Below are 19,807 nucleotides of genomic sequence, written 5' to 3' on the forward strand. Positions count from 1 at the left end.
CGCCGGATTTCGAGGCGGGCTATCCGCCGAGGAAGTCCTGCCGGACCTGTTCGTCTTCGAGGAGCGCCGTCCCGGTGTCCATGTAGCGGTTCTGTCCGTTGGCGAGGACGTAGCCGCGGTCACAGCGCCGGAGCGCCTCCTTGGCGTTCTGTTCGACCATCAGGATGGCCGTGCCGGCCTCGTTGATTTCGTCGATTTTGTCGAACATCTCCTCGACGAGGTCGGGCGCGAGGCCCGCCGACGGCTCGTCTAAGAGCAGGAGGTCGGGGTCGAGCATGAGCGCGCGACCCATCGCGAGCATCTGCTGTTGCCCGCCGGACATGGTGCCCGCCTTCTGGTCTTTCCGCTCTCTGAGGATGGGGAACCGCTCGTAGACCGCCTCCATGGCGTCCTTCGGTACCTCGTCGAGGATGTACGCGCCCATTTCGAGGTTCTCTTCGACCGTCAGCGTCGGGAAGACGTTGTCGTTCTGCGGGACGTAGCCGATGCCGACGTGGATGATGTCCTCGGGCCGGCGGCCGGTGATGTCCTCGTCTTTGAACCGGACGTTGCCCCCCATGTGGACGGTCAGTCCGAAGACGGACTTCATCGTCGTCGATTTGCCGGCCCCGTTCGGCCCGACGATGGTGACGTACTCGCCGTCGAACACGTCCATGTCGACGTCGGTGAGAATCTGGAGGTCGCCGTAGCCGGCGTCGAGGTTGCGGACGCGCAGGAGCACGTCGTCGCGGCCCTCGACGCCCGCGCCGCTCGTCGCGTCGGTGTTGGCGTCGACGCTCATACGTTGCCTCCGAGGTAGGCCTCGATGACCTCTTCGTTGCTCCGAATCTCGTCTGGCGTCCCCTCGGTGAGCACCGAGCCCTGGTGGAGGACGATGACGTGTTCACAGTTGTTCATGATGAGGTCCATGTCGTGTTCGACGAGCAGGAACGTGTAGCCCTGCTCGCGGAGTTCGTGTACGTGTTCGAGTAGCTTCTTCTCGAGCGTGGGGTTGACCCCGGCGAACGGTTCGTCCAAGAGTAGCATGTCGGGGTCGGTCAGAAGCGCCCGCGCCATTTCGAGGAGTTTGCGCTGGCCGCCCGAGAGGTTGCCCGCGTACTCCTCTGCGATGTGGGCGATGTCGAAGAAGTCGAGCACCTCCCAGACGCGTTCGAGCAGTTCCTCTTCCTGTTCGCGGACGTCGTCGCGGACGCCCGGCATGACCGAGCGCCACAGCGTCTCGCCCCGCTGGTGTTTCGGCGCGAGCATCATGTTTTCGAGGACGGTCATCTCGCTCAGTTCGCGGGCGATTTGGAACGTCCGGACCATCCCGCGGTTGGCGATTTGGTGCGGCTCCTCGCCGGTGATGTCCTCGCCGTTGAACGTGACCGTGCCGGCGTCGGGCTTGAGCATGCCCGTGATGAGGTTGAACGTCGTCGACTTGCCGGCCCCGTTCGGGCCGATGAGGCCCGTGAGCGTCCCGGATTCGACCTCGAAGGTCGCGCCGTCGACGGCGGTGATGCCGCCGAAGGACTTCTCCAGTCCCTCGACCTGAAGCGGGTAGTCGACCGACGTGTCGACCCCGGAGGCGAACGCGCCGAGCGCCCCCTCGTCGACCTTGTTCGCCACGTCTTCGACGGGCTGGTCGGCGGCGTCACTCATCGGTCTCACCCCCTTCGGCCGCGGCGTCGACACCGCCGTCGGTGCGGACCGAATCGTCGTCCCCGCCGTCGGCGGTCATCGACTTCGGCCGCGACAGCGGGATGACCGACGCCGTCTCCTTGCGGTAGCCGAGCATCCCCTCCGGCCGGTTGTGCATCAGCCAGATGAGCACGAGGCCCATCACGACCAGTTGGAGCTGTCGGATGCTGTCGACCGTGTACAGGAGGAACGGCACGGGGTCGAACTGCGAGATGAGCGGCGAGATGGCCTGCCCGAAGCCGGACGGCGAGTCGAGGTTGGGGAACACCGCCGTCACGAGGTTCTGGAAGTACCGCGGCCCCTGATAGAGCACCGCCGCGAAGACGGCCCCGCCGAGGACGCTCCCCGTGTTCGAGCCGGCCCCGCCGATGATGAGGGCAATCCAGACGAAGAACGTCACGCGCGGCCGGAAGAAGTTCGGCGTCACCGCGCCCTGCGGGACGAGCCAGAGGATGCCGGCGAGCCCCATCAGCGCACAGCCGAGCATGAACGACTTGATTTTGAACCGGTCCGTGTTTTTGCCGAGGGCGTTCGCCACGTCCTCGTCCTCGCGGATGGCCTTCAGCACGCGGCCGAACGGCGACTCGCCGGTGCGCTTGAGTAACCAGTAGAACGCCGCGACGAAGCCGAGGAGCAACAGCCCGTAGATGAGGCCGTCGACGACCGGCTTGGGGTTCCTCGGCACCACCACTTGGAAGGCGTCGACGAAGCCGAGGTACGCGTCCCAGAGGCCGACGCCGCGGAGCAACGCCTCAAGCGGCGGGGCGAAGTCGAGGATGAGTCCCGACCCGCCGCCGAAGCCGACGCGGTTGCCGAACAGCTGGAACTGCTGGAGTTCGCCCGAGAGGAAGCTGAACCGGACGATTTCCGACATGGCGATGGTGACGATAGCCAAGTAGTCGGCCCGCAACCGGAGCGCCGGGAGCGCGACCACGAGCCCCAACAGCGCGGCCGCGAGCATCCCGGCGAGGATGCCGACCCAAAGCGGGAGACCGAGACCGCCGACCTGCGCCGCGCCGCCGGCGACGTACGTCGGTTTCGTCACGATTGCCGTGACGTAGACGCCGACGGCCATGAAGCCGACGATGCCGATGTTGAACAGCCCGGTGTACCCCCAATGGAGGTTGAGCGCGAGCGACAGCATGGCGAAGACGCCGATGTAGAACGTCAGCGTCGCGATGGAGTTGAGCTGTCCGCGGAGCGTGTAGCCGAGGACGAACCCGGCGAGGACGTACGCGAGGTACGTCGCGAGGAGGACCAGCACGATGAGGCCCGCGTCGCCGCCCGGAATGCGGTCGGTGAAGTCGTCGCGGACGCTCATGCGGTCGCCCTCCCGCTGAACAGCCCGGACGGTTTCACGAGCAGGATGACGATCATGACGACGAAGGCGGCGGCCCGCGAGAACGCCGAGGGAATCCACAGGACCGACATGGACGCCGTCAGCCCGATGACGAGGCCACCGGCGATGGCCCCGTAGATGGAGCCGATGCCGCCGAGGATGACCGCGGCGAAGATGAGAAGCAACAGGAGCCACCCGTCGTTGAACCCGAGTGTCCCCTTCCAGAGGATGAACATGTACCCGGCGACGCCGGTCAGTCCGCCGCCGATAATCCACGTCGCGCGGACGACGCGCTCGGTGGAGATACCGGTGATGAGCGCGAGGTCCTTGTTGTCGGCCATCGCGCGCATCGCCTTCCCGAGTTTCGTCCGCTGTAAGAGGACGTGAACCCCGAGCATCAGCGCCGAGGCGACGACGAGGAGCGTGATGTCGTGGGCGTTGATGAAGACCGTGCCGTCGATGAAGTACAGCGATACCGAGGGCGGCTGGGCGGTCGTGCCGCGAACGTCGGAACCGAAGACGAACTGCATCAGGTAGCGGAGCGCGAACGCGACGCCGACGCTCGTGATGAGAAGCGTGATGCCGTCCTCGTTTCGAATCGGCCTGAAGATGGTTCGGTCGACCGCGAGCGACAGCGCGATGGAGAAGGCGCCGGAGACGACGATGCCGGCGACGACCGCCAGCGGCGTCGAGAGTACCCCGATACCGAGCGTCCCACCGTAGACCGACCCCCCGGCCCCGACGAGCAGGAGCGCGCCGATATCGGCGCGGCCCAACCCGGCGATGAGGTACGTCGTCGCCCACCCCGAGAACGCACCGGCCGTGATGTAGTCGCCGTGCGAGAAATTAGCGAAGTTTAGAATACTGTACGTCATCGACAACCCGATGCCCGCGAGGCCGATTACGAGCCCCCGCATCAGACCATCCCAGACGAGCGTGCCAATGTCGGCAAACTGCGTCTGCCCCGTTGCTAACCCGCGAAGTAAGTCACCGAGTAGTACGACTACGATGACCGCCAAGACGAGCGCGAACGGACGCTCGATGGCGAACTGCCTTCCACGGGAGTAGGTTTCGGCAATACCCATTGATAACTATCCTCATGATATGTGCGGACCATAAACATAGATAAATCTTTCCCCATCGGTCGTCTTTACTGACCCTACTCGGCATCCCGCAGGAATGCGATTCCCCGATTTGGAGTCGAATCGGCGACACTTAAATGCGGATAGAGCCACGACAGACCCCATGCGCGTCAGTTCGGCGGCGTTTTCGGACCTCGACGACCTCGCCGACCTGTGGGTCGAACTCGCCGCGGACCAGCGGGCGTTCGGGTCGCACCTCCGCGCCGACGCCAACCGGACGCCGATTCGGGAGGCGCTGGCTCGGCACGTCGCCGCCGACGGGGTGCTCGTCGCCCGCGAAGGCGATTCGGCGGGCGGTACGGAGGGTGGCACGGAGGGTGAGACAGGGGCCGGAAGCGACACGGAGGCCGCGGGCGCGGGCGGTCTCGTCGGCTTCGTCATGTTCGACATCGAGGCGGGGGCGTACGAACAGGACGTGACCCGCGGGATGATTCGGAACCTGTTCGTTCGCCCGTCGTCCCGAGACGCCGGCGTGGGCACGCGACTGCTGGAGGCCGCGGAGAACGCCCTCGGAGCGGCTGGAGCCGACACCGTCGCGCTGGACGTGCTGGCGGCCAACGACGCCGCCCGTCGGTTCTACCGACGACACGGCTATCGACCCCACCGCGTCGAACTGGAGAAATCGATGCGAAGCGATACACACTCAAAGGAGGACGGGTAATCGACAGACGCGCCAGGAGAGCATGGGCGGTTCATGCACTCGACTTGTAATCGAGACTTCGTGGGTTCGAATCCCACTCCTGGCTTCTTTCGGCGTTTCGTTCGTTCTTCCCGAGTCTCGTCGTCACCCAGCCACCGTCGCAGTCGGTGCCTCGACGCGCGCCGTCAGTTCCGGCGGGCGGGCGACCGCACGCGAATGAGGAGAAGGGACCCCGGAACGCCGAGGACGAGCGCGCGGAACGGGTTATGCTTGATGATAACGTCGGGGTCGAGCGGCTCCGACTGGAGGTCCGTGATGCGGATACACGAGTAGTAGACCGTGACGTGAGTCAACACGTACGCGAACGCCGCGGGGACGACGACCGGATACCGAACCCCGAGCATCGCCAGCGCCTCGAACGCGAGGGCGGTGAGCGCCGAGATGAAAAGGAGGTTTCCCAGTTGGAGCGTGACGCCGGTCAGCGCGGTTATCGCGGTGTCGAACAGCGACGCGCCGTAGGGCGTGTACGTGAGGGCGGTGACGACAGCCACCGCTCCGAGAAAGAGCCCGGCGAACAACCCAGACAGCGCGTACACGAACTCCATTGGAGGACCGTTACGGGCCCGACGAGTGCGGGGAATTTAGTTCTACCCCCCTCGTTATCGCGGGAGAAAATTAGAGAACGCCGCCCTGCGCGGCGCTGGACCGCCGTCGAGACGGAATTTTATCTTCACCCGGAGCATCTCGTTCGGTATGCACGCGACCGACCAGTTCATGCTCGCCGTGACGCTCCTCCTCTTCGCGCTCCTCCTCGTCGGCTTGCTTCTCGCACTCGTGTAGGGAGAAAACTTATGTGATATTCATGGAGGATACTAGTTACCATGCCGGAATGTCAGAACTGTGGTTCGTTCGTGACGCCCGCATACGCTCGAGTCTTCACCCCCGATGGCATGGAGGACCCGCGCGTCTGTCCGAACTGCGAGGATATGGTCCGCGACGGCGCACAGGTGCGGGCGGCCCGCTCACCGAGAAATCACTAACGGTCCGAGCCGTTACTGCGCGACGTGGTAGTGCTCGGCGTCCTGTCGGACGAAGCCGCGCTTCGAGAGCGTGCTGAGAATGCTGTAGAGAGCGATTTTCTTCATCTCCAGCCCGTTTTGCAGGTCGGTGATGGACGCGCCGTCGTGCGTGGTGAGATAGAGGTACACGAGTTTGGCCGAGGGCGATTCGAGTTCGCCGGGGACTTCGATGGTCGGAACCGTCTGTTGCATGGTCGTTGTCATCCTCTTTGCTTCGACGATAATAAAACTCTCTTACAACAATCGTCGAAGAACGGGGGCCGGGAATGAGGCGTCGAACGTCTCGAATTCGGGAGAATCGTCGAATTCGTCACGAACGTACATCGCACGAAACCCGGCGTTCGACGCCTCCGACTTCGACGACAGTCGAAGAGCGCGAGTCGCGGGTCGTCGAGTCCCGAACGCTCCGGGCGTCGCGGTTTCGAGACGGAAGGGGCGGGAGTCGAACCACGCGAAGCCATTGAAAACCACCGGTCCGACCGCGAGGGCCTGTGCCGGTGTGCTCTACCACTGAGCCACCCTTCCGGCCGGGCGTAGGTGTCGAGCGGGCAAATAGCCGTTGGTGGGTTCGGTCACGGGCACGCGGTTCGGCGGGTCGAGCGCCCGTCGATGCGCCGCTGGGCGGCTGGCGGCGTCGAAAGAAATGTCGCCTGCGACGACGCGACCGGCGCGGTCGGAGTCGGCTCAGTAGCTCCGGACCTTCGGCTCGTAGGTCTTGTTCTCGCCTTCGAGGATGACCGGCTTGTACCAGAGTTCCGGGCGGCCGTCGTTCCACGAGAGCATCGTGTGCTTGAGCCACTCCTCGTCGCGGCGCTCTTGGTACTCCTTGCGCCAGTGGGCACCGCGGAACTCGTTGCGCGCGAGCGCGCCGAGCGTGATTGCCTCCGCGATGTCAAGGATGTTGCGCATCTCCAGCGTCTGCAGGAGGTCCGTGTTGAACGTCCGCGACTTGTCGGCCACGAACACCTGCTGGTAGAGTTCGCGCGCCTCGCGGAGGTCGCGGAGCGCGTCCTTGAGCGCCGACTCCTCGCGGAAGACGTTCACGTTGCGCGTCATCGACTTCTGGACGCGCTCGCGAATCTCGGCCTGCTGGATGCCGTCGTCTCGCTCCAGGAGCGTCTCGATGGTCTCGCGCTCGTCTTCGACGGCGCGCTGGACGAGGTCGGTCCCGGAGACGGACGCGCCGGCGTCGGCGGCCGTCCCGCCGTCCGCGACGGCGTCCTCGCCGATGCCCGCTTCGCCGAGTTCGACCGGCGAGTCGACCTCGCCGAGTTCGTACTCGCCTTCCTTGCCGGTCGTGATTCTGGCGTCCTCCATGTCCTTGCCCGCGGCGTGGTGGCCGGCGCGCTTGCCGAAGACGATGAGTTCGGGGAGCGCGTTGCCGCCGAGGCGGTTGCCGCCGTGGACGGAGGCGCAGGCGCACTCGCCGGCCGCGTACAGGCCGGAGATGCACGTCTCGCCGTTCTCGTCGGTCTCGATGCCGCCCATCGCGTAGTGCTGGCCGGGCTTGACCGGCATCGGCGCGTCGAGCGGGTTGACGCCCTCGAAGTCCTCCGAGAGGTGGACGATGTTCTCGAGGCGGTCGATGATGCGCTCCTCGCCGAGGTGGCGCATGTCGAGGTGGACGTACTCGTCTTCGATGCCGCGGCCCTCGTTGACCTCCGTGAGTTCGGCGCGGGAGACCACGTCGCGGGAGGCGAGTTCGCCGAGGTTGTTCGCGTAGCCGTACTCGAACATGAAGCGCTCGCCGTTTTCGTTGTAGAGGATGCCGCCCTCGCCGCGAACGCCCTCGGTGATGAGGACGCCCGTCGAGGGGAGCGTCGTCGGGTGGAACTGGATGAACTCCATGTCCTCCATCGGCGCGCCCGCGCGGTAGGCCATCGCGACGCCGTCGCCGGTGTTGGCGACCGCGTTCGTCGTGTGGTCGTAGACCTGTCCGAGACCGCCGGTGGCGAGGATGACGCCGTTGCGGGCGCGGAAGCCCTCGACCTGTCCGGTCTGGACGTCGTAGGCGACGATGCCGTGGCAGGTTCGGTCCTCCGGCGTCTCCTCGTCGGAGACGGCCAGCCGGGTGACGTGCCACTCGTCGTACACCTTGATGCCGCGTTTGACGAGTTGCTCGTACATCGTGTGGAGCAACTGGTGGCCCGTCTCCGCGCCCGCGTAGGTGGTCCGCGGGAACGAGAGCCCGCCGAACGGCCGCTGGCTGACGCGGCCGTCGTCGTCCCGGGAGAACGCCATTCCCCAGTGTTCGAGCTTGATGGTCTCTTTCGGACTGTCCTTACAGAGGGTCTCGGCCGCCGGCGCGTCGGCGAGATAGTCCGAGCCCTTCATCGTGTCGTAGGCGTGGTCCTCCCACGAGTCGCCTTCGCGGAGCGCGGCGTTGATGCCGCCCTCCGCCGCGCCCGTGTGACTTCGGACCGGGTGGAGCTTCGACACGATGGCCACGTCGGCTCCTTCCTCGTGTGCCGCAATCGCCGCGCGCAGGCCCGCCCCGCCCGCGCCGACTACGATAACGTCGTGTTCGTACATGGTGTGTTTGGGTGTGTCGTAGGGTTGGTCGAACTTCAGGGTTTCACCGGGAAGTTCACCAGAACTTCAGGTTGTTCTTAATCGCCTCGCGCTTGAGCTCCTGGATGTGCTCCGTGAGGGGGATGTCCTTCGGGCACACCTCGGTACAGGAGAACTGCGTCTGACAGCGCCAGACGCCGTGTTCCTGTTCGAGGATTTCGAGGCGGCGCTGTTTCATGTCCTCGCCCTCGCGTTCGTCCATGGCGAAGCGGTAGGCCTTGTTGATGGCCGCGGGACCGAGGTACTCGTTGTCGCCGGCGGCGATGTTACACGAGGACATACACGCGCTACACCAGATGCAACGGGTGGACATCTTGACCTTCTCGCGGTTCTCGCGCGTCTGGCGTTGCTCGTCGAGTTCGCCGTCCGGAAGCGAGTTCGTCTGGAAGTACGGCTCGACGGACTCCATCTGGTCGTAGAAGTGCTCCATGTCGACGACGAGGTCCTTGACCACGTCGGAGTGCGGGAGCGGTTCGACTCGAATCGGCTCCGAGAGGTCCGACAGCTGGGTCTTACAGCCGAGTCGTTGCGAACCGTTGACGAACAGCGCGTCGGACCCGCAGATGGCCTGCCGGCAGGAGTGCCGGAAGGTCAGCGAGGAGTCGTAGTGGTCCCGCGCCCACATCAGCGCGTCGAGGACCGTCATCCCCTGTTTGTACGGGACGTGGAAGTCGTCGAAGCGGGGCTCCTGTTTCTCCGGCACCTCGGGGTCGTAGCGGAAGACCTTGAGGTGGTAGGTGTCGTCCGCGGAACGCGCTTTCTCGGCCGCCTCGGCCTCGCGCTGTTCTTGGACGCGCTCGGCGCGCTCGCGCTTTTTCGCGTCGCGCTTCTGCTTGCCGGCGGACGCGGTTTCGGTGGCCGATTCCTCTTCGACTGATTCGGGAACTTGCGTGCTCATTAGATGGGAACACCTCCGGCCCACGCGAGGGCCGTGCGGACGCCCTGCACGATGAGGAGGACGCTCGCGAGACCGAGAATCGCCTTGACCGCCGTCTTCCGGGTGCCCGAGAGGCCCTGGTTGACGAGGGCGTTGTAGACGCCGTTGACCCCGTGGAACGTCGCGGTGACGAGGAACAGGATCATCAGCGAGAAGTACGTCAACTGCTCCATGCGCGCCTGCGAGAGCGCGAACGTCACTTCGTCGGCGTGGTTGAGGAAGTGGAGCAGGAAGAAGTGGAACGCCAGCACCACGACGAGGAACGCGGCGGTCAGCCGTTGCCAGAGCCACCGCCGGCCGCCGGGCTCGAAGGACGTGTATCGCTCCGCCATCAGATGCTCACCCCCGAGAGGAACGTGGGGACGCTCGCGACGACGATGACACCCGTGAGGATGAGCGACGCGTAGAAGCTCCTGTCCTGCGCTTCCAGCCCGACGCCCAGGTCGACGAACAGCAGTCGCAGTCCGTTGAGGATGTGGAACACCGCCACCGCGAGCAGTCCGACTTCGAGAATACGCACGACCAGGAGGCTCTCCAGCGCCTGAATCGTGTTCGTGTACGCCGCCGCGCCCGAGAGGGCCGTCGACAACACGGCGATGTGGGTGAAGAGATAGCCCACAAGCACCCAGCCGGTGAACTTGTGGAATATCCAGGCCCACATGCCGGCCGAGAACTCCCGCCATCTGCTGAAGTCCTCGATGAGGCCCCGATTGTAAGACTGACTCATGCTCCTGTGAGTGTCGGGAAGGGGAGGGTATAGAACTTACGTGTATGGAGTTTCGTGAGGGTCGGCAAAAATCGCCGGCCCCACGGCTGTCTCGGGTCGGGGCGGCCGGTCTCAGCGCGTCGCTTCGGGAGCGCCGGACTGCTCGCGCTCGACGACGCGCCGCACCTTGTCCTTCAGTTCGACGAGGTGGCAAAGCGGGTTGCCGGGGTAGACGACCGGGTTTTCGAGGACGCCGACGAGCAGGCCCGTGAAGGGGGCGACGACGGTCACGTTGTCGTCCTTGAACGGGTTCGTAATCGTGCAGATGCGGTCGCCCTCGTGGACGAGCGCGCCGCGGTCGTGGTGCATGTCGACGATGCCGCCCGCGTCGGCGCGGAGCCACGTCTTTTCGTTTTCGTCCGAGATGACGGTCCGCCAGCCCGGCCAGTTGACCGTCGAGGTCTCCCGGAGGCCGTACTCGGCGAAGACGCTCTCGACGCCCGCGAGCGCCTCGTCGATGAGTTCGCGCTGGAAGCGGTGGGCCTCGCCCATCTCGACGGTGATGGCCGGCGTTCCGCTCGCCGACGACTCGGTGCGGAGCATCCCGCTGGACCCGGAACTGTCGATGATGACGTGCGAGCCGAAGGCGTTGGCGAGGCGCGCGACCGCGGGGTCGGACATGTCCGCGCGGACGTGGAGCATGTTGGTCCGCCCCCGCGTCGACGTGTGGAAGTCGATGCCGAGGTCGCAGGGCGCGATGAAGTTCTGGTAGATGCGGTGGGCCATCCGCTTTGCCCCCGTCGAGGTCTCGGACCCGGGGAACGACCGGTTCAGGTCGCGGTCGTAGATGGGGAGGTACCGCTGTTGAGCGAGAAAGGCGGGGACGTTCATCACCGGCATGCAGACGAGCGTGCCCGCGAGGTCCGCGAGGTCCCACTCGTAGGCCACCTCGCGGACGACCTCGATACCGTTCAGTTCGTCGCCGTGGGCGGCGGCGGAGAGGAACACGGTCGGCCCCGCCCGCTCCCCGTTGATGATGGTGACGGGGATGCGAACCGGGTCGCCGAGATACGTCTCGGAGATGCCGTACCGGATGTCCTGTGTCTCGCCCGGCTCGACCTTCCCGCCGTTGTAGGTGAAGGCCTCGTTGTCGGCCATGTGATGCGATGGGAGGGCCGGGGTTATAAACGGTCGCGACGGACCGCCCGACGCCGCCCTCGCAGTTGCGAACCGGGGGCCTCCGGCTCTCGACCGTCATGCCTTTGAAACCAGGAGGACATCAACTGAGTATGTCCACCACAGACGACGCCGTGCGTGTCGGCGTGCTTTCTCTGCACAACAGCAAGGAGACGAAGGCAATCCTCAACGCGGTCGAAGACCTCGGTCACGAGCCGGTGTGGCTCCGTCGGGAGAACGCGGCGGTCAGCATCGAAGACGGCGAGGTGACAGTCGAGCCTGAGGTGGACATCATCGCGAACCGACTGCTCCTGTCGAACACCGAGGAACCCGCGGAACTGCTCGGGCTGGCGACGACGTTCAACCGCATCCGGCCGATGCTCAACGAGCCGAACGCGGTCCTCGCGGCCATCCACAAGTTCGCCACCGCCGCGACGCTCGCCAACTGGAACATCCAGGTGCCCGACGCGCTCCTCGCGCTCTCGAACGACCGGCTCAACAAGGGCCGCGAGCGCTTCGGCGACGTCGGCGTCTACAAGTCCGCCATCGGTACCCACGGCGGCGGGACGTGGAAGGTCGACCTGACCGAACCCGTCAACCCGAAGGTCGGCAACCGGCAGGCGTTCCTCCAGAAGCTCATCGACCGCGACGGCGACCGCCACCGCGACCTGCGGGTCTACATCGTCGACGGCGAAATCATCGGCGCGATGTACCGCTACGCCCCGGAGGGTGACTGGCGGACCAACGTCGCTCTCGGCGGCGACGTGCTCAACGCGACCGACGAGATGCCCGAGGAAGCGCGGGAAACGGCGCTCTACACGGCCGAAGTGATGGAGATGGACTACGTCGGCGTCGACCTCGTGGAGGGCGAAGACGGCTGGTTCGTCCTCGAAGCCAACCCGACCGCCGGCTTCAAAGGTCTGTATCAGGCGACGGGCAAGAGCCCCGCCCCGCACATCGCCAAGCTCGCAATCGAGCGCGCGGGCGGCGAGGTCGACGAGACGCGCGTCGAGGAACTGTCGGCGACGCTCGACGACTCCGTCCCCTCGTGTGCCCCCAACGAGTCGCCCATTTTCGACGGCGAAGCGCCCATCATCGGCTACATCGAGGAGGTCGTCGTCAACGGGACCAGTGGCTCCCAGCAGACCCTCGCCAAGTCGGACACCGGCGCGACCCGGACGAGCATCGACACGAGCCTCGCCGCCGAAATCGGTGCGGGGCCCATCAAGAGCATGACGCGCGTGAAGTCCGGGAGCCTCAAGAGCGGGAAGGCCCGCCCCGTGGTCGACCTCGTCATCGGTATCGGCGGCACCCAGCACACCGTGACCGCCAGCGTCGAGGACCGCTCGCACATGGACTACCCGCTTCTCCTCGGGCGCGACATCCTCGAACACTACCGCGTGGACGTGCGCCGCCGCGCCAACGCCGACCGCAACGACAGCGACGACGAGGAAGAGGAACTCCTCGAAGAGTAAGTCGGCCGCCGGCGCGACCGCGCCCGACGCATTCGCCTCGGTCGCGCGTGCCCGCGACCGCCCCCGAGAAACGCGCACTTTTCTCCCCGACGGCCCAACCACGAGTCGATGAGCGACGACGCCTACCGCGAACTCCGGGCCGACCCGCATCTCGGCGACGTGGTCGAAGAGCACGGCCCGCTCTCGCTCGACCCCGCCGACGACCCCTTCGAGCGACTGGTCGTCTCGATTGTCAACCAACAGCTCTCGACGACCGCGGCGGCGACGATTCGGGACCGCTTGTTCGACCGCGTCGAAGTCACCCCCGAAGGCATACTCGCCGCCGACGAGGCCGTCCTCCGCGACTGCGGCCTCTCGAACCAGAAGGTCGGTTACGTCCGCAACGTCGCCGACGCGTTCCGAGACGGCCTGTCGGCCGAATCGCTTCGGGCGATGAACGACGACGAGGTCGTCGCGGCGCTCACAGAGATTCGCGGCGTCGGCGACTGGACCGCGAAGATGTTTCTCATCTTCGTGCTCGCCCGCGAGGACGTGTTCCCGGTCGAAGACCTCGGGATTCGACGCGGCATGGAGCACGTCTTCGGCTTCGAGCGCGACGCCGTCTCCCGCGGCGAGATGCGCGAGCGCGCCGAGCGATGGGCACCGTATCGGAGCTACGCCAGCCGGTATCTCTGGCGGTGCGTGGACTAACGGCGAATGGGTGGAAAGCCGAACTGACCCAGTTAATCGACTGACTGCGGCGATGTTGTTCGGCGGGGGAATAAACAGTGCTTACGTTTACATCTCAGACGAGGGAAACGTTGAAACCGCGACGCAGTATAACGTTCTTCCATGAACGTAGATGACGTCGACAGTATCACCGTTCTCGGAGCGGGCAACATGGGCCACGGCATCGCGGAGGTCGCGGCGCTCGCCGGCTACGACGTCGTCCTGCGCGACATCGAAGACGAGTTCGTCCAGCAGGGCTACGACAAAATCGAGTGGTCGCTGAACAAACTCGCCGAGAAGGACCGACTCTCGCAGGAGGACGCCGACGCGGCGCTCGCCCGCGTGTCGACCGCGGTCGACCTCGCCGAGGCCGTCGCCGACGCCGACGTAGTCATCGAGGCCGTCCCGGAAAAAATGTCGATTAAAAAGGAGGTGTACACCGAGTTGGAGGAACACGCCCCCGACCACACAGTTTTCGCCACCAACACCTCCAGTCTCTCTATCACCGAACTCTCCGAGGTGACGGAGCGACCCGAGCGCTTCTGCGGGATGCACTTTTTCAACCCGCCGGTCCGCATGGACCTCGTCGAAGTCATCTCCGGCGCGCACACCGACGACGAGACGCTCGACCTCGTCGAAGACCTCGCCGAGTCGATGGGCAAGACGCCCGTCCGCGTCCGCAAGGACAGCCCCGGCTTCATCGTGAACCGCATCCTCGTCCCGCTGATGAACGAGGCCGCGTGGATCGTCCACGCCGGCGACGCGACGATGGCCGAAGTCGACTCCACGACGAAGTACGACATGGGCCTCCCGATGGGGAGTTTCGAACTCGCCGACTACGTCGGCATCGACGTGGGCTTCCACGTCCTCGAATACATGCACGAGGTGCTCGGCGACGCCTACGAACCCTGTCCGCTCCTCTCCGAGAAAGTCGACGCGGGCGACCTCGGCCAGAAGACCGGGCAGGGCTTCTACGACTACGAGGACGGCGAGGGCGCTGAGGTCCCCCACGACGAGGGGAGCGAGGGGGTCAAAAACCGCCTGCTGGGCGTCATGGCGAACGAGGTCGCGGGCCTCGTCGAAAACGACGTGGCCGACCCAGCCGCCATCGACCGCGCGGTCAAACTCGGCGGACGCTTCCCCGACGGCCCGGCGAAGATGGCCGACAGCGCCGGTATCGCCCCCCTCGTCGACGCGCTCGACGACCTGCACGACGAGACCGGCGAAGCGCGCTACGAGGCCGTCGCGTACCTCCGCGACCTCGCCCAGTCCGGCGAGGGCTTCTACGGCGACGGCGACGAGGGGTCCGACGACGCCCCCGCGTTCGACACCATCTCGGTTGACGTGCGCGAGGGCGTCGGCCACATCACGCTCGACCGCCCGCACCGACTCAACACCATCAGCACGGAGCTCATCGAGGAGCTGTCGACGGCCATCGACCTGTTTTCCGACGACGGCGACGTTCGCGCCGTCCTCCTCACGGGGGCCGGCGAACGCGCCTTCTCCGCCGGTGCGGACGTGACCAGTATCGCCGCGAGCGGCCCCGACGCCCTGACCGGCACCGAACTCTCCCGGACGGGCCAACAGACGTTCGGCAAACTCGAAGCGAGCGATATGCCCGTCGTCGCCGCCATCGACGGCTTCTGTCTGGGCGGCGGCATGGAACTCACCATGTGCGCCGACCTCCGAATCGCCACGAAACGCTCCGAGTTCGGCCAACCGGAACACAACCTCGGTCTCGTCCCCGGGTGGGGCGGCACCGTCCGACTCCAGCGCATCGTCGGCACGGGTCGAGCGAAGGAGATCATCTTCACCGCCGACCGGTACGACGCCGAGACGATGGCCGACTACGGCTTCGTCAACGAACTGTTCGAGAGCGAGAACTTCGAGACCGACGCGTTCGAGTACGCCAAACAGTTCGCACAGGGACCGCCCGTCGCCCAGCGACTCACCAAACGCGCCATGCACAGCGCGTGGGAAGACAGCGACGCCGGTCTCGAAGTCGAATCACAGGCGTTCGGACTGGTGTTCACGACCACTGACCTGATGGAGGGAGTCGCCGCCTTCACGAGCGACCGCGACCCCGAGTTCACGGGCGAGTAATCGGCCGTCGTGGGTGGGTTCCTCTCACTCACCCGCGATGGAACGCAACGCTTAAAATAGTCCAACGACCACTCGTGAATGCAGACGCTCGGTTGGTGTAGTCCGGCCAATCATCTTGGCCTTTCGAGCCGAGGACCAGGGTTCAAATCCCTGACCGAGCACTTCTCACGAACACAATCCTCCGAGAGGTCTCCGTGTCTCTCGGTTCTGGCTATGACCCAAGTGCTTCGACGACGTCTTCGACCGTGAACAGTCGCAAGTCGTCTCGTTCCGCAGCTGCTTCCTCGACGGATGCTTTGAACCCGCTCCGCGAGAAGAGCGCGTAGACTTCTTCACGAGGACCACCGCTGTCCGGCGTCCAGCGGAGCTCTTCGGTGTGTCGTTCCAGAGACGCGAGCGCACCGTACCCGAGTGGTGACTGCTGAAACTTGCACTCGCCGACGAGTAGTGTGTCACCGGTCGTGAGGCCGACCACGTCGATCTCGTGCTCATTGTACCACCACTGACCGACGTCGGAAATCGTGTATTGCGGGTACAACGTCCGGAGCGCGCCACCGCAGAGCTCTTCGAACGACCCGGACGCGAAGTTCGGAAGCTCCGGTTCGATGAGCGCCTCGAACGCGTCTTCGCCGAGTGCGTCGTACTGCTCGCCCGACCCGTACACGAAATTGAACCAGAAGCGGAAGAATGGGTCTCGAATACGGTACCGACTCCGTTTACTGCGGGTTTTCTGCTCGGTAACTGGGACGTGTTGATCGACGAGTCGGAGCCGGGACAGACGATTCAGGTACTTCGACAACTGATTGTAGTCGATCCCGGTGGTACCTGCAATCTCGTTTCGGCTCGTGTTCCCACCCGCGATAGATTCGAGGATGGAGAAGTAGCGGGTCGGCTCGGTGAGTTCCATTCGGAGCACGTAATCCGGTTCGTCGTGGAGAGTGCCGTGTCGAGACAGAATCGTTCGGTGAACGTTCTCAGCGAGTGTTGCGTCGGGGAGGACTTCTTCGAGGTAGTACGGAACGCCGCCAAACACGCTCCACGTCAGCACTTGTTCCGCCGGTGTGTAGGCATCGTCGAAGAACTCCATTGCGGCGTCGAACGGAAGCTGTCTGATGTCGAGTTTGAGAGATGACCGACCGTACAGCGGACTGTTCCCGAGCAACGCCGCCTCTTCCATCATACTTATCGACGACCCGACGAGCACGAACGTCGCCGCCGAGTCATCGAGTTCGTGGTCGAACAGAGCTTGCAGGACTGACGGCAGACTCTCGTCTTGCGCTACGAGATACGGGAATTCGTCGAGGACGACGATCGCGTCTTGGTCCGCCAAATAGCCGAGAACGTACTCCCAGTCGTCACGAATGCGCGTGACGCCCGGGTAGGTGTCCGCGGCGACCTCGACGAACTGTTCGAGTTGCAGTGCGCGCGTCTTCTGTCGCGCCTGGTAGACGACAGCGTCGTCGTACTCCTGGAGCGAGTGCTTGACCAGCGCCGTCTTTCCGAGTCGCCGCCGACCGAACACGACGGCGAGTTCCGCGGACTCGGACTCGTACAGTGAGCGAAGTCGGAGGAGTTCCTCGGTTCGGTCCACGAACCTGTCCATACCCGGCTCACGATGTCGCACATGATAATTCTTGTCGTTATCGTACTTTAGAGTATGATACTTTGAAGTATCATACGTAGGCTGTGTACTTCGATGCGCGTCGGAGTAGCAGTCGTTCGTCTGGCAACACCGAAATACCGCCGAATCGAACTTGGCCGGTGGACAAGCGTCTGGTGAGTTGAGTAGGTGGCCCGCGCGCGTCTAGTCAGGCGGCCGGAAACCGCGGTTGCGCGGAAGTGGGTGCACTCGGTGTGGGAGAGTTCCCGGCGAACGAGGGAGCCCTTTCGAGCCGAGGACAGAGGTTCAAATCCCCTCCCGAGCACTTCTCTGGGAAACAACGTGACGAAGAGAGATCGGAGCAGAGGGGATTTGAACTAGCGAGCAACGTGTTGCGGGTGGCGTTCAACTCCCTGACTGATCAGCCCCCTGCTGAACTATCTTCGGAGAGTGAACGACTGCGTTGCACGTCCCCGACCGACCCGTCGCCCGCGGACCGACCCGATTAGCTTGCACGTTTTTAACGATGGCAATTAAAATATGGACGATAGCATGGAACCCGACCGTCCCGAGACGAGGAGTCGGTGATGCTCGAAGAGTTCGTCTCGCAACTCGACCCCGTGGTCGCCCGCCTGTTCGTCGCGGCGGCGTTGGGGATGTTCCTCGGCTTGGAGCGCGAGCGGTCGAAAAAGAGCGCCGGCGTTCGGACGTTCACGCTGATGAGCCTCCTCGGCGGCATCGCCGTCGCGGTCGGGAGCGACATCCTCCTCGCGGTCGGCGGGCTGTTGGTCGTCGCGCAGGCGGTGTTGCTCGGGAGTCGCGGGCTGTTCGAACATCGGACGAACGTTCGGCATGGCGACGGCGACGCCGAACCCGACGCGGGTTTCACCACCGGTACCGACACCGAAGCCAACGACGCCCGCCGCGACGACGCCGGAGTCCCCCGGGTAGACGACCGCGGCGTGAGCCTCTCTCTCACCACGTCCACGTCGCTTCTGGTCGCCTACGCGGTCGGCGCGGCGGTCGTAAGCGGCTTCGTCATCGAGGGGGTCGTCGTCGCGCTCACCTCGTCGCTCCTGTTGGTCCTGCGGCGCGAACTCCACGGGTTCGCGCGGCGACTGACGACGGACGAGGTCCGAAGCGCCGTCGAGTTCGCCATCATCGCGTTCGTCGTCTACCCGTTGCTCCCCGAGGGGCAGGTCGGCCCGTGGGACGCCGTCAGCCCCCGGACCGTCTGGCTACTCGTCGTCGCGGTGAGCGCCATCGGCTTCGTCAACTACGTCATCATCCGGCGGTACGGCGAGCGGGGCATCGCCATCACGGGCTTTTTCGGCGGGCTGGTGAACTCGACGGCCGTCATCGGCGAGATATCCGGTCGGACCACTCGAAACCCGTCGATTCGGCCGCTCGCGGCCGGCGCGATTCTGATGGCCGACGCGGCGATGGCGCTTCGGAACCTCTCGCTCGTCGCCGTGTTCGTCCCGGAACTCGCGGTCGAGGTGGGCGTCCCCCTCGGACTCATCGTGCTCGTCGGGGTGAGCTACGCGCTGTATTCCCTCGAATGGGACGTCGACCTCGACGTGGCGTTCGAGTCGCCGTTCAGCCTCGAAAGCGCCCTTCGGTTCGGCGTCTTCTTCCTCCTCGTCCTGCTCGCCTCCGCGGCGGCACAGGAGTACTTCGGCGCGACCGGGTTCGTCGTGACGAGCTTCCTCGGCGGGCTCGTGTCGAGCGGGTCGGTCGTCACGACCGCCGTCACGCTCTACAGCGGCGGTACCATCGGTGAGACGACCGCCGTCGTCGGGGTCCTCGCCGGCACCGCCGCGAGCATCGCGGTCAAGGTCGCGCTCGCGGCCAGCGTCGACCGGAAACTCCTCGGGCCGGTGGCCCGCCGGAGCGCGCTCCTCGTGGCCGCCGGCCTCGTCGGGGTCGTCATCGTCACCACCGTCGGCGTTCAGCCCTGAGCGGTCGGCATCGACACGGGCGTGCAACCGACGCCTGACGCGGGCGTGTGAGCGGCGCGCCGACCGGTCGCCGGGCGAGCCGATGGCTTGAGGTACGCCGAGGGCTATCGTCGCTCCACGTCCAACAAGCGATGATACTCGACTCGACTCGACGAGACCGTGGCGAACCGCGCGGGGAGCGACAGCGGTCGGCTCCCAAACCGAACGGAACGAGGAACGTCCTCGGGAGCGCCTGAGCGTGTCGGACGCGACGCGCGCCGCGCTCGCCGCGGGAACCCTCGTCGCGCTCGCCGCGACGAGCGGGAGTCTCTACTTCAGCCTCGGCCTCGGACTGACGCCCTGTGACCTCTGTTGGTACCAGCGCATCCTGATGTACCCGCTCGTCGTGGTGCTCGGGGTCGCCGCGGTCGAAGACCGGCCCGGCGTCTGGAAGACGGTCCTGCCGCTCTCGCTCGGCGGCCTCGCGCTCTCGGGGTACCACTCCTATCTGCAGGTCGCGCCGGGCGCGACGTGCACCGTCGGCGGCCCGTGTACGTCCATCCAGTATTCGATGCTCGGCGGGCTTCTGACGATTCCGCGACTCGCGTTCATCGGGTTCGCGCTCGTGACGGTCCTCGCGGTCGCCGTGGCCCGAATCGGCGGCGAGGCCGACGACGCGTGGGGGATGACGTGACCGCGGTCGGGACCGCG

At 65.4% G+C, this 19,807-nt stretch carries 19 protein-coding genes and 3 tRNA genes; 9 read left to right on the forward strand and 13 right to left on the reverse strand.

Annotated features, from left to right (window positions below; translation table 11 throughout):
* Nucleotides 1-19 precede the first annotated feature (19 nt).
* From C441_RS00235 to C441_RS00250, 4 genes are read right to left on the reverse strand one after another with little or no spacing between them, the layout of a single operon-like run.
* A complete protein-coding gene (locus C441_RS00235; protein WP_004969344.1) occupies nt 20-781 on the reverse strand; it encodes an ABC transporter ATP-binding protein in 762 nt (253 codons plus the stop codon).
* Complete coding sequence (locus C441_RS00240; protein WP_007273257.1) at nt 778-1,641, reverse strand: ABC transporter ATP-binding protein; 864 nt, start codon at nt 1,639-1,641, stop codon at nt 778-780. The genes C441_RS00235 and C441_RS00240 overlap by 4 nt, the downstream gene beginning before the upstream one ends.
* The gene (locus C441_RS00245) at nt 1,634-3,001 is read right to left on the reverse strand and encodes a branched-chain amino acid ABC transporter permease (protein ID WP_007273258.1); all 1,368 of its coding nucleotides are present in this window, start codon (nt 2,999-3,001) and stop codon (nt 1,634-1,636) included. Before C441_RS00245 ends, C441_RS00240 begins: the two co-directional genes overlap by 8 nt.
* Nucleotides 2,998-3,936 (reverse strand): branched-chain amino acid ABC transporter permease, encoded by a 939-nt coding sequence (locus C441_RS00250; RefSeq protein WP_007273259.1) that lies wholly within the window; start codon nt 3,934-3,936, stop codon nt 2,998-3,000. Before C441_RS00250 ends, C441_RS00245 begins: the two co-directional genes overlap by 4 nt.
* Nucleotides 3,937-4,264: 328 nt before the next feature.
* Between C441_RS00250 and C441_RS00255 the strand changes: the two genes are divergently transcribed.
* Nucleotides 4,265-4,822: a GNAT family N-acetyltransferase gene (locus tag C441_RS00255; RefSeq protein ID WP_007273260.1), complete on the forward strand. Its 558-nt coding sequence runs from the start codon at nt 4,265-4,267 to the stop codon at nt 4,820-4,822.
* 11 nt (nt 4,823-4,833) lie between these two features.
* Nucleotides 4,834-4,907 (forward strand) — tRNA-Thr (locus C441_RS00260).
* Between the two features lie 79 nt (nt 4,908-4,986).
* On the opposite strand, the gene C441_RS00265 is transcribed toward C441_RS00260, so the two are convergent.
* Nucleotides 4,987-5,406: a hypothetical protein gene (locus C441_RS00265; RefSeq protein ID WP_004969339.1), complete on the reverse strand. Its 420-nt coding sequence runs from the start codon at nt 5,404-5,406 to the stop codon at nt 4,987-4,989.
* A gap of 276 nt (nt 5,407-5,682) precedes the next feature.
* On the opposite strand from C441_RS00265, the gene C441_RS20720 reads away from it, so the two are divergent.
* A complete protein-coding gene (locus tag C441_RS20720) occupies nt 5,683-5,841 on the forward strand; it encodes a DUF7563 family protein (protein ID WP_004969338.1) in 159 nt (52 codons plus the stop codon).
* Nucleotides 5,842-5,853: 12 nt separating this feature from the next.
* Here C441_RS20720 and C441_RS00270 read toward each other — a convergent pair whose 3' ends face one another.
* The 7 genes from C441_RS00270 to C441_RS00295 all read right to left on the reverse strand — a co-directional run bounded on the left by C441_RS00270 (nt 5,854) and on the right by C441_RS00295 (nt 11,252).
* Nucleotides 5,854-6,072, reverse strand: coding sequence for a helix-turn-helix domain-containing protein (locus tag C441_RS00270; protein ID WP_004969337.1), 219 nt, complete (start codon nt 6,070-6,072; stop codon nt 5,854-5,856).
* Between the two features lie 235 nt (nt 6,073-6,307).
* Nucleotides 6,308-6,405: transfer RNA gene (locus C441_RS19410), tRNA-OTHER, on the reverse strand.
* 159 nt (nt 6,406-6,564) lie between these two features.
* Nucleotides 6,565-8,412: an FAD-binding protein gene (locus tag C441_RS00275; protein ID WP_007273261.1), complete on the reverse strand. Its 1,848-nt coding sequence runs from the start codon at nt 8,410-8,412 to the stop codon at nt 6,565-6,567.
* Between the two features lie 55 nt (nt 8,413-8,467).
* Nucleotides 8,468-9,349, reverse strand: coding sequence for a succinate dehydrogenase/fumarate reductase iron-sulfur subunit (locus tag C441_RS00280; RefSeq protein ID WP_004969335.1), 882 nt, complete (start codon nt 9,347-9,349; stop codon nt 8,468-8,470).
* A complete protein-coding gene (locus C441_RS00285; RefSeq protein WP_004969334.1) occupies nt 9,349-9,720 on the reverse strand; it encodes a succinate dehydrogenase hydrophobic membrane anchor subunit in 372 nt (123 codons plus the stop codon). The genes C441_RS00280 and C441_RS00285 overlap by 1 nt, the downstream gene beginning before the upstream one ends.
* Complete coding sequence (gene sdhC, locus C441_RS00290) at nt 9,720-10,115, reverse strand: succinate dehydrogenase, cytochrome b556 subunit (protein ID WP_004969333.1); 396 nt, start codon at nt 10,113-10,115, stop codon at nt 9,720-9,722. The genes C441_RS00285 and sdhC overlap by 1 nt, the downstream gene beginning before the upstream one ends.
* Nucleotides 10,116-10,226: 111 nt before the next feature.
* Nucleotides 10,227-11,252, reverse strand: coding sequence for a succinylglutamate desuccinylase/aspartoacylase family protein (locus C441_RS00295; RefSeq protein WP_004969332.1), 1,026 nt, complete (start codon nt 11,250-11,252; stop codon nt 10,227-10,229).
* 131 nt (nt 11,253-11,383) lie between these two features.
* Here C441_RS00295 and C441_RS00300 point away from each other — a divergent pair, with 131 nt between their 5' ends.
* The 4 genes from C441_RS00300 (at nt 11,384) to C441_RS00315 (ending at nt 15,717) form a co-directional block, all read left to right on the forward strand.
* Nucleotides 11,384-12,745, forward strand: a complete 1,362-nt coding sequence (locus C441_RS00300; RefSeq protein ID WP_007273262.1) for a putative ATP-dependent zinc protease — start codon at nt 11,384-11,386, stop codon at nt 12,743-12,745.
* A gap of 108 nt (nt 12,746-12,853) precedes the next feature.
* Nucleotides 12,854-13,435, forward strand: coding sequence for a DNA-3-methyladenine glycosylase family protein (locus C441_RS00305; protein ID WP_007273263.1), 582 nt, complete (start codon nt 12,854-12,856; stop codon nt 13,433-13,435).
* Between the two features lie 141 nt (nt 13,436-13,576).
* The gene (locus tag C441_RS00310; RefSeq protein ID WP_007273264.1) at nt 13,577-15,556 is read left to right on the forward strand and encodes a 3-hydroxyacyl-CoA dehydrogenase/enoyl-CoA hydratase family protein; all 1,980 of its coding nucleotides are present in this window, start codon (nt 13,577-13,579) and stop codon (nt 15,554-15,556) included.
* 86 nt (nt 15,557-15,642) lie between these two features.
* Nucleotides 15,643-15,717, forward strand: a tRNA-Glu gene (locus C441_RS00315).
* Nucleotides 15,718-15,767: 50 nt separating this feature from the next.
* On the opposite strand, the gene C441_RS00320 is transcribed toward C441_RS00315, so the two are convergent.
* Nucleotides 15,768-17,159: an ATP-binding protein gene (locus tag C441_RS00320; protein WP_007273265.1), complete on the reverse strand. Its 1,392-nt coding sequence runs from the start codon at nt 17,157-17,159 to the stop codon at nt 15,768-15,770.
* Between the two features lie 584 nt (nt 17,160-17,743).
* Between C441_RS00320 and C441_RS00325 the strand changes: the two genes are divergently transcribed.
* Nucleotides 17,744-19,117 (forward strand): MgtC/SapB family protein, encoded by a 1,374-nt coding sequence (locus tag C441_RS00325; protein WP_007273266.1) that lies wholly within the window; start codon nt 17,744-17,746, stop codon nt 19,115-19,117.
* Nucleotides 19,118-19,355: 238 nt separating this feature from the next.
* On the forward strand, nt 19,356-19,790 hold the full coding sequence (locus C441_RS00330) for a disulfide bond formation protein B (protein ID WP_004969325.1): 435 nt from the start codon (nt 19,356-19,358) through the stop codon (nt 19,788-19,790).
* Nucleotides 19,791-19,807 lie beyond the last annotated feature (17 nt).

The organism is Haloferax sulfurifontis ATCC BAA-897 (assembly GCF_000337835.1).
In the GTDB taxonomy this organism is placed as follows: Archaea; Halobacteriota; Halobacteria; order Halobacteriales; family Haloferacaceae; genus Haloferax; species Haloferax denitrificans.

Coding starts and splice junctions, on each gene's coding strand:
- C441_RS00235 (WP_004969344.1), bottom strand. CDS start 781: ATGAGCGTCGACGCCAACACCGACGCGACGAGCGGCGCGGGCGTCGAG.
- C441_RS00240 (WP_007273257.1), bottom strand. CDS start 1,641: ATGAGTGACGCCGCCGACCAGCCCGTCGAAGACGTGGCGAACAAGGTC.
- C441_RS00245 (WP_007273258.1), bottom strand. CDS start 3,001: ATGAGCGTCCGCGACGACTTCACCGACCGCATTCCGGGCGGCGACGCG.
- C441_RS00250 (WP_007273259.1), bottom strand. CDS start 3,936: ATGCGGGGGCTCGTAATCGGCCTCGCGGGCATCGGGTTGTCGATGACG.
- C441_RS00255 (WP_007273260.1), top strand. CDS start 4,265: ATGCGCGTCAGTTCGGCGGCGTTTTCGGACCTCGACGACCTCGCCGAC.
- C441_RS00265 (WP_004969339.1), bottom strand. CDS start 5,406: ATGGAGTTCGTGTACGCGCTGTCTGGGTTGTTCGCCGGGCTCTTTCTC.
- C441_RS20720 (WP_004969338.1), top strand. CDS start 5,683: ATGCCGGAATGTCAGAACTGTGGTTCGTTCGTGACGCCCGCATACGCT.
- C441_RS00270 (WP_004969337.1), bottom strand. CDS start 6,072: ATGCAACAGACGGTTCCGACCATCGAAGTCCCCGGCGAACTCGAATCG.
- C441_RS00275 (WP_007273261.1), bottom strand. CDS start 8,412: ATGTACGAACACGACGTTATCGTAGTCGGCGCGGGCGGGGCGGGCCTG.
- C441_RS00280 (WP_004969335.1), bottom strand. CDS start 9,349: ATGAGCACGCAAGTTCCCGAATCAGTCGAAGAGGAATCGGCCACCGAA.
- C441_RS00285 (WP_004969334.1), bottom strand. CDS start 9,720: ATGGCGGAGCGATACACGTCCTTCGAGCCCGGCGGCCGGCGGTGGCTC.
- sdhC (WP_004969333.1), bottom strand. CDS start 10,115: ATGAGTCAGTCTTACAATCGGGGCCTCATCGAGGACTTCAGCAGATGG.
- C441_RS00295 (WP_004969332.1), bottom strand. CDS start 11,252: ATGGCCGACAACGAGGCCTTCACCTACAACGGCGGGAAGGTCGAGCCG.
- C441_RS00300 (WP_007273262.1), top strand. CDS start 11,384: ATGTCCACCACAGACGACGCCGTGCGTGTCGGCGTGCTTTCTCTGCAC.
- C441_RS00305 (WP_007273263.1), top strand. CDS start 12,854: ATGAGCGACGACGCCTACCGCGAACTCCGGGCCGACCCGCATCTCGGC.
- C441_RS00310 (WP_007273264.1), top strand. CDS start 13,577: ATGAACGTAGATGACGTCGACAGTATCACCGTTCTCGGAGCGGGCAAC.
- C441_RS00320 (WP_007273265.1), bottom strand. CDS start 17,159: ATGGACAGGTTCGTGGACCGAACCGAGGAACTCCTCCGACTTCGCTCA.
- C441_RS00325 (WP_007273266.1), top strand. CDS start 17,744: ATGCTCGAAGAGTTCGTCTCGCAACTCGACCCCGTGGTCGCCCGCCTG.